General features: G+C 29.2%; 11 protein-coding genes. 5 read left to right on the forward strand and 6 right to left on the reverse strand.

All coding sequences use genetic code 11. From position 1 onward, the window contains the following. Window positions 1-53 precede the first annotated feature (53 nt). The 3 genes from MHL31_RS13970 to MHL31_RS13980 are packed head-to-tail and all read right to left on the reverse strand — an operon-like array spanning window position 54 to window position 1,448. Complete coding sequence (locus MHL31_RS13970) at window positions 54-287, reverse strand: hypothetical protein (protein WP_240226565.1); 234 nt, start codon at window positions 285-287, stop codon at window positions 54-56. A 10-nt stretch (window positions 288-297) separates the two neighbouring features. Beyond that, complete coding sequence (locus tag MHL31_RS13975) at window positions 298-693, reverse strand: DUF5675 family protein (protein WP_240226566.1); 396 nt, start codon at window positions 691-693, stop codon at window positions 298-300. Continuing rightward, window positions 693-1,448, reverse strand: coding sequence for a hypothetical protein (locus MHL31_RS13980; RefSeq protein WP_240226567.1), 756 nt, complete (start codon window positions 1,446-1,448; stop codon window positions 693-695). The genes MHL31_RS13975 and MHL31_RS13980 overlap by 1 nt, the downstream gene beginning before the upstream one ends. A gap of 159 nt (window positions 1,449-1,607) precedes the next feature. Between MHL31_RS13980 and MHL31_RS13985 the strand changes: the two genes are divergently transcribed. The 3 genes from MHL31_RS13985 (at window position 1,608) to MHL31_RS13995 (ending at window position 3,652) form a co-directional block, all read left to right on the forward strand. Beyond that, on the forward strand, window positions 1,608-1,811 hold the full coding sequence (locus MHL31_RS13985) for a hypothetical protein (protein ID WP_240226568.1): 204 nt from the start codon (window positions 1,608-1,610) through the stop codon (window positions 1,809-1,811). Window positions 1,812-2,307: 496 nt separating this feature from the next. Further along, a complete protein-coding gene (locus MHL31_RS13990; RefSeq protein WP_240226569.1) occupies window positions 2,308-3,309 on the forward strand; it encodes a glycoside hydrolase family 16 protein in 1,002 nt (333 codons plus the stop codon). Then, entirely contained in the window at window positions 3,290-3,652 is a 363-nt protein-coding gene (locus MHL31_RS13995; protein ID WP_240226570.1) for a hypothetical protein, read from the forward strand. The genes MHL31_RS13990 and MHL31_RS13995 overlap by 20 nt, the downstream gene beginning before the upstream one ends. Window positions 3,653-3,781: 129 nt before the next feature. Here MHL31_RS13995 and MHL31_RS14000 read toward each other — a convergent pair whose 3' ends face one another. Then, window positions 3,782-5,218: a sulfatase-like hydrolase/transferase gene (locus MHL31_RS14000; RefSeq protein ID WP_240226571.1), complete on the reverse strand. Its 1,437-nt coding sequence runs from the start codon at window positions 5,216-5,218 to the stop codon at window positions 3,782-3,784. 9 nt (window positions 5,219-5,227) lie between these two features. Continuing rightward, complete coding sequence (locus MHL31_RS14005) at window positions 5,228-6,367, reverse strand: glycoside hydrolase family 43 protein (RefSeq protein WP_240226572.1); 1,140 nt, start codon at window positions 6,365-6,367, stop codon at window positions 5,228-5,230. A gap of 357 nt (window positions 6,368-6,724) precedes the next feature. Here MHL31_RS14005 and MHL31_RS14010 point away from each other — a divergent pair, with 357 nt between their 5' ends. Then, window positions 6,725-10,729, forward strand: coding sequence for a two-component regulator propeller domain-containing protein (locus MHL31_RS14010; RefSeq protein WP_240226573.1), 4,005 nt, complete (start codon window positions 6,725-6,727; stop codon window positions 10,727-10,729). 103 nt (window positions 10,730-10,832) lie between these two features. After that, on the forward strand, window positions 10,833-12,473 hold the full coding sequence (locus tag MHL31_RS14015) for a right-handed parallel beta-helix repeat-containing protein (protein ID WP_240226574.1): 1,641 nt from the start codon (window positions 10,833-10,835) through the stop codon (window positions 12,471-12,473). A gap of 63 nt (window positions 12,474-12,536) precedes the next feature. On the opposite strand, the gene rho is transcribed toward MHL31_RS14015, so the two are convergent. Next, entirely contained in the window at window positions 12,537-14,270 is a 1,734-nt protein-coding gene (rho, locus tag MHL31_RS14020; protein ID WP_240226575.1) for a transcription termination factor Rho, read from the reverse strand. Window positions 14,271-14,323 lie beyond the last annotated feature (53 nt).

Here is a 14,323-nt window from a genome sequence, read left to right on the forward strand (position 1 = left end):
TAAAGTCCCACCAATAACCCCAGACTTTATTTGTATATCATTAGTCATAGAAATTATTCAATAATTTCTTCCTGTTTTTTCTTTTGGTCAGAAACTACAGCTTGACTTACAGCCGTAGCTACCGTTCCGGCAACAGTTAAATAAGTTGCAACTGTAATTACAGCTGCAGGTAATGAAATTGGAGCAGCAATAATTACACCACCTGCAGTGGCCAATGCAATTCCAATGTTTCTCAATTTTCTAAAAAAAGGTGGAGTCGGTTTTTTATAACGTTCTTTAAGTTTCATAATTAATTGTTTAAGATTTTATAGTTAAGGTTACTTTTTCTTTTCGTTCAAATGCTTGGTAGCATAATGAAACTATCTTTTGAAATAATGGTTTTGAAGTAGTTCCTTTTCCAATTCCAGATAAATAAGTTACAGGAGAAATGCATCCTTGTAATTCTTTTAAAGCGTCATTAGCAGGATGAATCAATATCAAACTTCTACCTTTAACATTCTCAAGCACCAAATGATGTTTGAACTTTTCAGAAAAACGAGGTTTCAAATTGTAAACACCTTCAGGAATACAAGAAATTATTCTCTTGTTTTCTTTCCAGGGCAATTCAATAGTAAAACCTAGAAATTTAGAATTAAAGAAAAGGACACTATTCGTGCCCTTTTCAAAATAGGTTCTATGCAAAACCAATTCCATTATACAGTATCAATTTTTACAACTGATAAAGCATTGTAAGTTCCGTTTTTCAACGAATACATTTGTCCATTTACCTCTTGGTAAAATTCTATTCCCAATACAATAAATACTGGGTGAGTAGAATTTGCAGGTGCAGTTACTGTTAATCCAATTGCAGTTGTGTTTGCACTGTCATAAGGTAAAATAGCAGTTTCATCATTTTCAAAAGATGAAACTTCATTTTCAAAATCTAATTCAGCAGCTCCAGTTACTACTTTAAAATGTGTCGTTCCAGATGGTGCAGCAATTCTAATAGCAGGAGCAAAAGCAGCCAAGTCAACAGAGATATCTCCACTAACTCTATCGTAAGAAGTTGAGAAAGGAGCAAACAGTGTTGAGCCAAGTTTACCATTCAAATTGAATTCAAATCCTTCCAAAGGACTCATAACCCCATCTTGAATAGTTCTCAATCCACGAGCGTTAGTCGTGTCTGTTTTAACTACTTTTAATAAGTCAGTAGTTAATCTACTAACTACTCTTTTGTCTTTTGCATTCTGCAAAAGAATACGAATTGCATTTCGAAGAACTTTACCTCCTTTACCAGCTCTTCCAAATTCAGAACCATTTTCACGCGTTCTTTGAAAAGCAGGATCATTAGCAATTCTAGATTTGTCTACACCGCCTTTTTCACGAGCCAAATGCCCATCACTTGTTTTATAAAAGGAAATACCACCAATGGTTCCTTTTAATTTAATAATACCGGTTTGTTTAGCCATAATTGTATAAATTTTAAATTCTCAACAAATGAAGCTATCTTTATAAAAGAATTAAAAAACCTAAACCCATTCATTCCGTAAACGTCCTTTTTAATACAATTAAGGGTGTATAGACAAAGTATAGATTCTAGTAGGATAAAGTATAGATAGAGTATTAAAATGAAGATAGTAAGAGCTTGTATTTACCCAAAAGACATTCAATGCATCACAGGAAGAAGTGAACGCTATGGAAGAAAGTTGCTCAATGCAATTAAATTACATTTCGGGAAACAAAAACATCAGTTCATTACTTCAGAAGAATTTGCAGAATATAGTGGTATTAAATTGGAAATAGTGAATGAATATTTACGAAAAGTTTCATAGTATTTGTTGAAGTTTAAACTTATTTAATGTATTGAAAATCGTATATTTGTAATAAGATTGAAAGTTAAAATTAACCAATGGATATCAATGGTTAGGTCAACAAATCGGTCAACAAAAATTTAATGGAGTAGAGAAGTCCTTATAAATAAAGAGAAATCTCCAAAGGTTTGAATCCCTTCCTCTCTGCTGAAAAAAGTCCTTATAACGCTAAGTTGTAAGGGCTTTTTTTTATTGTATATTATTATATATGAGAGAGAATACACTTGCTAATTTTTATTATATATAGGAAGAAAGTTTCCTTTAAATAGTAAACTTTCTTTTTTTTAACTCATAAAGACCTATTTATACCCTAATTTGAATTAATTACCTCCAAAATGTATTTGAGAGTATTTTTAATTTTGTTAAAAGGTTACTGCAAAGTTTGCATTATGTAGTAATTTTTTAATTTAAGGATTAATTAATATTAAAATATAATTTAAAAATTAAGAGGTAAAATATGAAAATTATTAAAAATAGGTACATTAATTTAATTGTTGTAATTGGAGCATTTTTGACTATTGGTTGTATGAAAATAGATAAAAATACTGAAATTAAAACGAACGCTAATAGTAAGGTAAATCCATACAAACCAGATAATTCGCAACCAGAAAAAGTGATAAATGGATATAGTTTAGTTTTTAATGATGAATTTAACCACGAAGGCCCAATGAAAGAAGAATATTGGAATGCTGAGGTTGGGTTTAAAAGAAATAATGAACACCAATGGTATCAATCTGAAAATGGAATTTGTACGGGTGGACGCCTTGTAATAACAGCAAAAAAAGAACAAGTTGTAAATCCTGATTATGAAGAAGGAAGTTCTAATTGGAAAAAAAATAGACCGTATGCCCAATATACTTCGGCAAGTTTTATTACAAAAAAAGAGCATCATCAAAAGTACGATTCTATTATGATGATTATGAGAGCCAAGTTGCCGTTAAAAACAGGGGGAGATGAAGATTATGGAGTATGGCCTGCATTTTGGACAACAGGCGCTGGACCTTGGCCACACGGCGGAGAAATAGATATTATGGAATACTACACCGGACATATGATGGCAAATTTTGCAACTAAAGGGAAAAGAGGTGTTAATTGGAAAGGCAATAGACAAGATAAAGCCCTAAATTCTGATATTAAAAATATACTTAATGCTAAAGCCATAGGTTTTGAAGCTGATAAGGATTGGTTAAATAAATACCATGTATGGAAGCTTATTGGAAACGGAAAATGGTTAACAATATATTTAGATGATGTTTTTATGTCTAGAATAGAATTAGATATTAAAAATGGAGATACTTCAAAATTAGAATATCCTTTTAAGGGAAATACCTGTAATTATTGGATAAATCTTGCTGTTGGTGGAAAACCACATCCAGATTTAGAAAAGTTTGAAAAAACCGAATTTCCTCGCCAATATGAGATAGATTATGCCCGTATTTATGTTATGGATAGTAAATAAATTTCAACGTATTTTAGGCTTAAAAGTTTCAGAAAACATAAAGGAATATACCAAAGTTCCAGAATTGTTAAAGCCTATTGTTTTATTACACGTAGATCAAAATACTTCAAAAGGTATAGAAAAGCAAATATTAGGAGGTTGTATGGTTGAGCGTCCAGGATGGATAAGAATGTCTATTCATCCAACAATAACAACTCAAGAAGTTTTATATGTTTGCGAAAGCATTAAACAAGTAGCCGAAAATTATAAAGAATGGGGAGCAGATTACGAATATAATGCAGCTAAAAATAATAAAGCTAAACCTATTGAAGCACTTTTAGTGCATAGTTGGTTTGGTAATTAGTAGTTTTAGAATGAAAAAACTAAAACAGTTTTAGATTACAGATATTATTCAATTTTAAAAAAAAGCACAATTATAATTTTATAATTGTGCTTTTTTATATTGAGTAATTATTTACTAAATTTTATTAAATTAAGGTATATCCCAATTTCCTATTTTAACTCTTTCAATTACAATAGAAGGATCTTTTGAAGGAGATTTATATTTAGGTTCTTTATTTTGCATAAGCATTTTATGAATGTGGTAAGTAGCATCCATCCAATTATTTTCTTCATCCCATAAAGGATCTGAAACTATAGTTTCCCAGTTTTGGTAAGCGTTTTGAAGTTCGTTAAATTTCTCTACTTGAGTTTTAGAAAGATCAACCGTTTCTCCAAGATCAGTATCTAAATTATACATAACAGTACCATAATTATCTAAATGAACGGTTTTGTAATCTCCAATTCTAGCTGCTGATTCTTCTAATTTTCTCCAAAAAAGTTGCTTATGAGGTTCACCTTCTTTTTCTCCTTTTAAGTATGGTATCACATTTACACCATCAAGAATTAAGTTTTCTGGTTTTGAAATGTTAGCAACTTCAATTGAGGTTGCAAATATATCTAAAGAAGAAGTAAGTCCGTTATAAGTGGCACCACCTTTAATTTCATTTGGATAACTCACTATAAATGGAACTCGATGTCCTCCTTCAAATTTATTTCCTTTCCATCCTTTTAGAGGTCCTGTAGTAGATTGATTGTTATGTGCACCGCCATTGTCGCTTAAAAAGTAAATTAAAGTATTATCTCGAATACCTAATTCATCTAATTTAGCGATTAGTTTACCTACGTTTTGGTCAAGAGACCAGGTCATAGCTGCTAATTCTTTACGTGGGTGATTTTCATATTTTTTAAGGTCTTCTTCTTTAGCTTCCATAGGAGTGTGGACTGCATTAAAAGCTAAATACATAAAGAAAGGGTCTTTGGCACTTTCTTCTATATATTTTATAGATTGATCACCTAAAACATCGGTTAAATAACCATCAAAAATAACACGTTCTCCATTGTGTTGTAGCATATGAGATTTACGAGGATTTTGAACTGGAAAGTAAGATCTACCACCAGCAGAAAATCCATAAAACTCTTCAAAACCTCGTTGGTTTGGATGGTCAGTTGTGTCAAAACCTAAATGCCATTTACCTAAGGCGTAAGTTCGGTATCCGTTAGATTTAAATACATCTGCAATAGTAACTACATCGTCGCTTAAACCTATTCCACCAGTTCCATTAGCTTCAAAACCAAATCGTTGTTGGTATTTACCAGTCATTATTCCTGCTCTAGAAGGAGCACAAACGGTAGCGCTTACATGTGCGTCTGTTAAAACAACACCGCTTGTTGCTAGTGCATCTATATTTGGAGTTTCTAAATCTTTAGAACCCATAAATCCAAAATCGGCGTAACCTGCATCATCAATTAAGATTACAATTACATTTGGTTTTTTTGGGGCTTCAGTTTCTTTTTGTTTTGTAGTTGAATTACATCCAATACAAATAGTGAATAGTGTTGCAAATAATATGCGTATCGAAATTTTCATAGATTATTGTTAATTATTATTAAAGAAGTTTAAATCCCATTCAGATTGCCATTTTAGAACGGGTTTGTTATTTTCAAATTCAACGGGCAACCATATATACCTTCCGTCAATAGCATTTTTAGGAGTCCAACGATCTCCCATAAATATAAAAGCATCTTTTTTTCCTATTACAGGTATTACATAGGTACTTTGTGACCAAAATGTGGTGGCTTCTTCTTTTTCTGTTCCAATGCAAGGATTTCCTAAAGATTTCCATTCACCCATTATATCATCGGCAACAGCAGATTTTCCAGGATTTGGTTTCCAGCCTGTTAATCCAGATGAAAACATATAGTATTTACCATCTTTTTTAAATATAGCTGGAGCTTCGTTTCTTCCACCAGGAAAAACTCTAATATATTCATTTGTTACCGATAGATAGTCATCAGCTAATTTAGAAATATGTAATGTTTGGTTGTTTTCTGAAGCTGTTATATGGTATGCTGTTTCATCATCATCAACAAAAAGAGTCATGTCTCTAGACATTTGTCCTACTTCAAAATCTTTTTTAAAATAGGCGCCTTTTATAACTTTTTCTTTCCAGTTTTCATCTTTTCTGTCTTGAATTATTTCGGCTGCCTCAAATTCTTTTTTCGAAAAATTAAGGGGTAGAATACCCGCATGAAGTCTAAAACTATTTATGTATTTATATGGTCCAGTTATATCATCTGCTACTGCAACTCCTGTTAACGCGGCAGTGTAACCTTGGTCTTTTAGTTCATGATGAAACCACATTACAAATTTATCAGTTTTTTTATTATAAATAACCTTTGGTCGTTCTATAATAGAACCTTTTTGAAGCATACTAGTAGTATCATTTATTACTTTAAGAGCAATTCCTTCATCTTTCCAGTTGTATAAATCTGTAGAAGAATACACGCCAACACCTACCATTGCTTTATTACCTGTGCTTCCAGAAGTTTTATGCTCACCAAACCAATAGTATGTATTGTTATAAATTAGTATGCCACCGCCATGTGCATTAATATGTTTATCGTTATTATCTAACCATAAAGTACCTGGTTTAAAACTTGTATATTTTTTTTGGGAATATCCAATAAGTGTAAATGAAAAGGTAATGAAATAGATTAATAAATTTTTTTTATTCATATTTTTAAGTTTATGAAGGAAGATATTTTAAAGTAAATTTAAAAAGTTTCTCGATTTTATATTTTAATTAGCAGTAGTATTAATAAGCTTACAGAACTTCTATAAAAATAAATAAGTTGTACTACTTTATTTTAAAGCAAAGTTAAGTAAGGCTCTATAAAGTTTAATAGGTCAATTAATTCAAAATAGAGGGTAATATGGTCAATATAGAAATTAAGATAGTGCTAGTTTTATTTTTATGTTACTTTTATAAAATCTTAAAAAGAACTTGTTAAGCTTAAAATACAGTACTTAATATTAGATTATAAGTGTTTTATAGTATTAGCTAGTTAATAAATAATTACAGTGTTTTATTTTATGAAGAAAAGTTTTTTATTTTTATTTAATCTTTTGTTGTTTTTTACTGCATTTTCTCAAGAGAATTCGATTGATTATATTGTTGATTTTATAGGAATAAATCAAGGGCTATCTCATAATTATGTAACTTCAATTATTAGTGATGATCAAAATATAAAATGGATTGGAACTGAAAATGGTATCTCAAAATATAATGGATACGATTTTGAATATATAAAACCAAGCAATAAACATTTAGGACTGTTAAATGAGAATATAGAGGTTTTATATAAAGATAAATCTAATAATATTTGGATTGGAACAAAAAGTGGAGGCATTTCTTTTTTAGATATTAAGAAAAATAGAATAGAGCATTTAAATTATCTTATTAATATTGAGCCAGATAAAAACCTTAGAATAACTGCCATTTGCGAAGATAGTAAAGGGTATATATGGTTAGGTACTTGGGAAAATGGCGTATTTGTAATAGATTATAAAAATAATAAACTTATAAAACGTTTTCCAAGTAAATCAACAGTATACGATATTGAAAAAGATGCGTATAATAATATGTGGTTTACTAGGTATAAAAAACTAATAAAATACGATCCTTCTGAAGATAGAACTATTAGTTACCAAACTACTGGATTAATTACCAATTTACTTGCAGATAAAATTAGAGATAAAGTTTGGATAAGTATTAATAATGGAAAAACGAAACTGTATAGTTTTAACTATAATAAACAAGCTATAGACTCTATTGAAACAGGTGTTTCTAGTAATTTTACTAAAAAATTATTATTAGATAGAAAAAATAGACTTTGGATAGGTACTTGGGGAAATGGCTTGTATAGAAGTAATATAGATCTTACAGAGTTTTCAAAAGTCGATTTAGTGTTAAATCATTCCGATAAAATGGAAGTTAATTATCAGACGATATTAAATATTCACGAAGATCAAAATCATTTAATATGGGTTTCAACTGCTAATGGTGGAATTTTAAAATTAACCGAAGGAAATGGCTTTAATAATGCTTCGTCTTTTTTAGAAAATGGAAAAAACTATAATATAAATAGTATTTACAAAAATGATAAAGATTTATTTTTAGGAACCGAAGCTTCAGGTCTATATTTTGGAAAGGATTATGAGAGCTTGCAAATAATAAAAGGTGTAGATAATTCTAAAATTCGATCTATATACGAACATAATAAAAAGTTATATATAGGAACTAGTGAAGGGTTTTATATTTTAGATGTTGATACCAAAAAAGTTCTATTTTCAAATAAATCTATTAAAAAAATAACAGCATTTCACATTGATACATCTAATAACCTTTATTTAGGTACACAGCAAAATGGACTTTGTATTGTAAGTCTTAATAATTTAGAAAAACCAAACGCGTATACTTTTTATTCTGATAATTTAACAGGTAATTATAAGATACATAGTGATAGGATAAGTAGTATTAAACAAGATTCAAAAGGTAATATTTGGGTAGGAACTTATAATGGAATACATGTTTTTAAAAAAGGAAGTGAAAAATTTATGCATCACTCTTTTTTATTAAAAGAAGCACTGCCAAAAATTGTTAATTCTATAACCATAAATCAAGACGATTTATGGGTGTCAACACCTAGAGGTTTATATCAGCTAAGTTTTCAAAATAATAAATTAGCTATTCTAGATAAACTAGATAAAAATGATGGCTTAAATAGCGATTTTATATGTGCTTCAACTTTTGATAGCCTTGGCAATGTGTGGATTAGTACAATATCCGAAATTGTAAAATACAATGCAAAAGATAAAATATTAATTAATTACAATAATTTAAATAATGTATATACCAGTGCATTTAATAAAAACACGTTTTTTAATTATAATAATGAATTGATTCTATTTGGAGGAAATGATAATGTTACCTTTTTTAACCCAAAAAACGTTATTAATAGTGATATTAGTCCAGAGGTTATCTATATGACTTTAAAAGTAAATAATAACCTAATAGAATACCATTCAGATAGTAAAATACTCAATCAGAGTTTTTGTTATACAGATAATATTACTTTAACTCATAAAGATAAATTCTTTTCTATCAGTTTTGTTGCTAATGATTATTTAGGAGCTTCTAGCATAATGTATCGTTATAAACTTGAAACATACCAGAAGGATTGGATAAATTTAGGCCATCAAAACGAGGTGAATTTTACAGGGTTGCCACCTGGTAAATACAAACTAAAAGTACAAGCTTCTAGAGATGGTAAAAATTGGAGTACACCTAAAGTAATGTCAATTAATCTACTAAATTCTCCTTGGTTAGAACCGTGGGCTGTTTTAATTTATTTTACTATTTTTTGTGGAATTCTTATTTTTCTAGTAAAAGCTAAAAATGATAGGTTAAAACTTAAAAATAACTTAGAAATTGCAAGAATAGATAAAGAAAAGGAGATGGAGTTAAGTGAGACAAAATCGAATTTCTTTACAAATATTTCACACGAGTTTAGAACCCCGTTAACGTTAATAATAACACCTTTAACCGAACTTCTAAATAGTAAAGATTTACCGTATAATATATTAAAGAAATTAAGTTTAATAGATCGTAATGCAAATAGATTATTAGATTTAATCAATCAATTATTAGATTTTAGAAAAGCCGAATATGGTTTGTTAAAGTTAAATGTGTCTTATGGTAATTTTGTGCGTTTTACAAGTGAAGTTCACCTTTATTTTAAACAATTAGCAAAATCAAAAAACATTAAATATGTTTTTAAAACTACAGTAGATGAAATATTTTTTCCTTTTGATAGAAATAAAATGGAAATAGTATTATGTAATTTAATATCAAATGCAATTAAATATTGTAATGAAGAAGATGAAGTTATAATAACCTTAAGTAAAGATGATAACTATTGTATTATTTCAATAAAAGATACTGGAATTGGGATAGATGAAGAGAACTTAGGTAAAATATTTGATCGATTTTTTCAGATAAAATCAGCAAATACTACAAGAATGATTGGTAGTGGAATTGGCTTGGCTTTTTCTAAAAAAATTATTGAATTACATCATGGTAGTATTGAAGTTTCTAGTAAAAAAAATATTGAAACAGAGTTTATTATTAAATTATCGTTAACACCAGAATTGTACAAAGGAGAAATTAATGAAAAATTTGTAAATACAGATAATATAAAAGCATATAACATACAAAAGCCTTCTAAAATTACTAAAGCAAACACCGATGATAATAAAAAATATACGATCTTAATTATTGATGATAATTTTGAAATTTTATCATATTTAAATGATATTTTAGAAGATACTTATACTGTAATAAAAGCAGATAATGGAACTACTGGTTTTGAAATAGCTTCTACTGAAATACCAGATTTAATAGTTAGTGATGTTATGATGCCGGGTAAAGATGGAATAACACTTTGTAAAGAAATAAAATCACAAATTATAACTTCACATATTCCAATTATTTTATTAACTGCTCGTACTTCTTCAGTATTTGAAATAAAAGGTTTAAAAACAGGAGCAGATGATTATATAACTAAACCCTTTAATACAACAGTAGTTAAGGCAAGAATAGCTGGTTTGTTAGAAAATAGAGAAAAATTAAGAACGCATTTAAAAAATAAAATACGTTTTGAACCAACAGCATCAATAGAAACTGTAAAAAACGCAGATACAGAAAATGCATTTATCCATAAAGCCATTCTTTTAGTGGAAGATAATTTACAAAATTCTAATTTTGGAATAGACAATATGGTCGATGAATTAAATATGAGTCAATCTACATTATATAGAAAAATAAAATCACTTACTGGTTTATCTTTAACTGCATTTATTAGATCTATCCGCTTAAAAAAAGCAGCCAATCTTATTATGGTAGTTGAAGAAATGAATTTAAATCAGATTGCTTACGAAGTTGGTTTTAACGACTATAAATATTTTAAAATATCTTTTGAAAAACAATTTAATTGTTTGCCTTCAAAATATAAAGAATTGGTGAAAAAAGAAAAATAATTACTCTGTTAATAGTAGCTGTAAATTATGATTAGCTATTGTTTTTTCTCGCTTAAAAACAAGATACGATTTTAAAGTATAGTTAAGTTTAAATTTTTATTATATGAAAAAAATGAACATTAAGTTTATCTCATTTATTTTGATCTTATTTTTTCAGAATATAATGTTTTCAAAAGATTATTACGTGCATCCAAAACTTGGGAATGATACCAATACAGGTGTTTCAAAGGCTCAAGCATTTAAAACAATTGAACGTGCAAATAAAATTAATTATAAAAGTGGAGATAGATTATTACTAGCCTCTGGTCAAATTTATACAAACGGACTTAAACTTATTAATAAACAAGGTACAGCAGAAAAACCTATAACCATAACTACTGTACTGTGGGACTCTAAGCAAAGTTTTGTGCCAGCAACTATTAATTTTACACACAACCTTAATGGTGTTTTAATTGAAAATTGTAGCTATGTAAATATTTCAAATATACACTTAACAGCCAATGGTTATTTAAAGAATGATAATGAGGCTATAATGCATTGTGCTATTCTGATAATAAATGAAGGGATAGAAGAAATGAAATACATTACAATAGATAATGTATCTATTTTAGATGTTTATTATGAAAAAGAAGGTTTTTCCAGAGGGAAACAAGAAGTGAGAACTGCTAATGGAACTCAAAAATATGGCTGGGGTGTTCGTGTTATAAATAAGCATAAAGCTGTTGCCATAAAACATGTATATATTAAAAACACGAATATCAAAAATGTATCACATACAGGTATAAAGTTAACAGGTAAAGGAAAAAATATATCAAATATTTATATTTTAAATAATAAATTAGACGCTACAGGTGGTCCGGGAATACAAATGTCTGGAGTTAAAGATGTTCAGGTAGCCGGTAATACAGTAACGCATTCAGGTAGTAATACTGATTCCCGAAAATGGGGGCGTGGTAGTGGTTTATGGACTTGGAGTTCTTCAAATGTTTTAATTGAAAAAAATAAATTTTTATATGCTAATGGACCTGGAGATTCAGCTGGTGCACATATAGATTTTAATTGTGATAATATAGTGATTCAATATAATATAAGCGCTTATAATGCTGGTGGGTTTTGTGAAATATTAGGCAATAATTACAATTGTGCATATCGTTATAATATTAGTATTAATGACGGATATAGAGTTAAAGGCATTAATGATGCTTTTCAAGAAGGTAAAACACTATGGTTAAGCGGATATCAAGGGACTAAGAAGGGAAGAAAAGGTCCTGTTAATACATATATTTATAATAACACTATTTATTGTGATGCTTCTATTGTTTCTAAAATTGCTTTTGATAATACAAGTAAAGGTGTATTAATAGCAAACAATATTTTCCATATAATGGGAAATTCTGAAGTTGTGGTAGGAGATCAATATAAACCAGATTTAAAAAACGATTTGTCTATAGAGAACTTGGTATTTAAAAGCAATTTATTTTTAACTGAAGCTAGTTGGCCTAAAAATACTCAAATAGTAGATACACATCCTTTATATGGAAATGCTGAGTTTGTAAATCCTGGAGATACTGTAAAAGTACATTATATACCTCAAAATGTTGGGTTAGTAAAGCATAAGGGAATTGTAATAGATTTACTTCCAAATGATGGTGTGGGATTGTTACAAGGTTTAAAATTGGATACGGATATACTAGGAAATACAATTAGCAACAAACCAAGTATTGGAGCAATAGAACCTAAATAAAATGTAAAAAGGCTACTTTAATATTTTAAAGCAGCCTTTTTTATAATGAATTTAATTTATTGATTAACCATTCATAGAGATTAAAAATTCCTCATTAGAGTTGGTATACTGAATTTTATCTTTAATAAATTCCATTGCTTCAACAGGATTCATATCAGCTAAGTATTTTCTAAGAACCCACATGCGTTTTACAGTTTTTTCATCTAATAGTAAATCATCTCTACGTGTACTAGATTTAACTAAGTCAATCGCTGGGTAAATTCTACGGTTTGCAATATTTCTTTCTAATTGAAGTTCCATATTCCCCGTTCCTTTAAATTCTTCAAAAATAACCTCGTCCATTTTAGAACCAGTTTCTGTTAATGCAGTTGCAATAATAGAAAGAGAACCTCCGTTTTCAATATTACGAGCAGCTCCAAAGAAACGTTTTGGTTTGTGTAATGCATTGGCATCTATACCACCAGATAATATTTTTCCTGATGCTGGAGCAACAGTATTGTAGGCTCTTGCTAAACGTGTAATAGAGTCTAGTAAAATAACAACATCGTGTCCACATTCAACTAATCTTTTTGCTTTTTCTAAAACAATATTAGCAACTTTAACGTGTTTTTCAGCAGGTTCGTCAAAAGTAGAAGCTACAACTTCTCCACGTACACTACGTTGCATATCTGTAACTTCTTCCGGACGTTCATCAATTAATAAAATTATTTGGTAAACTTCAGGGTGGTTAGAAGCAATAGAGTTTGCAATGTCTTTAAGCAACATTGTTTTACCTGTTTTAGGTTGTGAAACAACCATACCTCTTTGTCCTTTTCCAATTGGGCAAAACAAATCCATTATTCGTGTAGATAATGTGCTCGATTTTCCTGCTAAATTAAATTTTTCTTGAGGGAATAAGGGTGTTAAATGTTCAAAAGAAACTCTGTCTCTTACAACATTAGGTGGTAATCCATTTATTTTAGAGACTCTAATTAATGGAAAATATTTTTCGCCTTCTTTTGGAGGTCTTACTACACCTTTAACGGTATCTCCAGTTTTTAAACCGAATAATTTTATTTGAGATTGTGATAAGTAAATATCATCTGGAGATGATAAATAATTATAATCTGAAGAACGTAAAAAGCCATATCCATCAGGCATCATTTCTAGAACACCTTCACTTTCAATAATTCCATCAAACTCATAATCAGGATCTCTATAGCGATTGTTGTTTTTACGCTGTCCTTTATTAGTGTTAGATTGTTGATTATTTTGTTGTTTGTTTTGCTGTTGCTTAGGCTTATTTTGTTGATTAGCCTGAGGTTGTTTTTGTTGTGGAGCAGGTTTGGCTTGCGGTTTGTTTTTAGAAGGAGTAGGCTTTTCAGTAGTTTCTGTTTTGTCTTTTTTAGCAACAACTTCTGTCTTTGGTTTTGCTTTAGCTACTTTTCTAGGTTTTGGTTGCGCAACTCTTTTGGTATTTTCTTTTATTTCTTGAGGCTCTACTACTTCTTGTTTTGCTGTATTTTGTTTTACAGTTTTTTTAGGAGTAGTTACTTCTTCTTTTTTTTCTTCAGAAATAAAGGGTTTTTTTTCTTTTGGTGTAGCAACTTTTTTTACGATTCTTTTTCGTTTAGGTTTGTTATCACTAGACGTAGACTCTTTTTTAGTGATTTTTGAGGGGTTTGAAGCTTGTATGTCTAAAATTAAATAAACTAAATCTAATTTTTTTAATTGACTATATTTTTTTGCTCCTATAGTTTTTGCTATCTCCTGTAATTCAACAAGAGTTTTCTCCTTTAGTTGGGAAATTTCAAACATTTGTTAATTTGTAATTAGTGTTAATATGTGTATATTAAAAATTGTGTTTTAAA

This window comes from Lutibacter sp. A80, assembly GCF_022429645.1.
Taxonomy (GTDB): Bacteria; Bacteroidota; Bacteroidia; order Flavobacteriales; family Flavobacteriaceae; genus Lutibacter.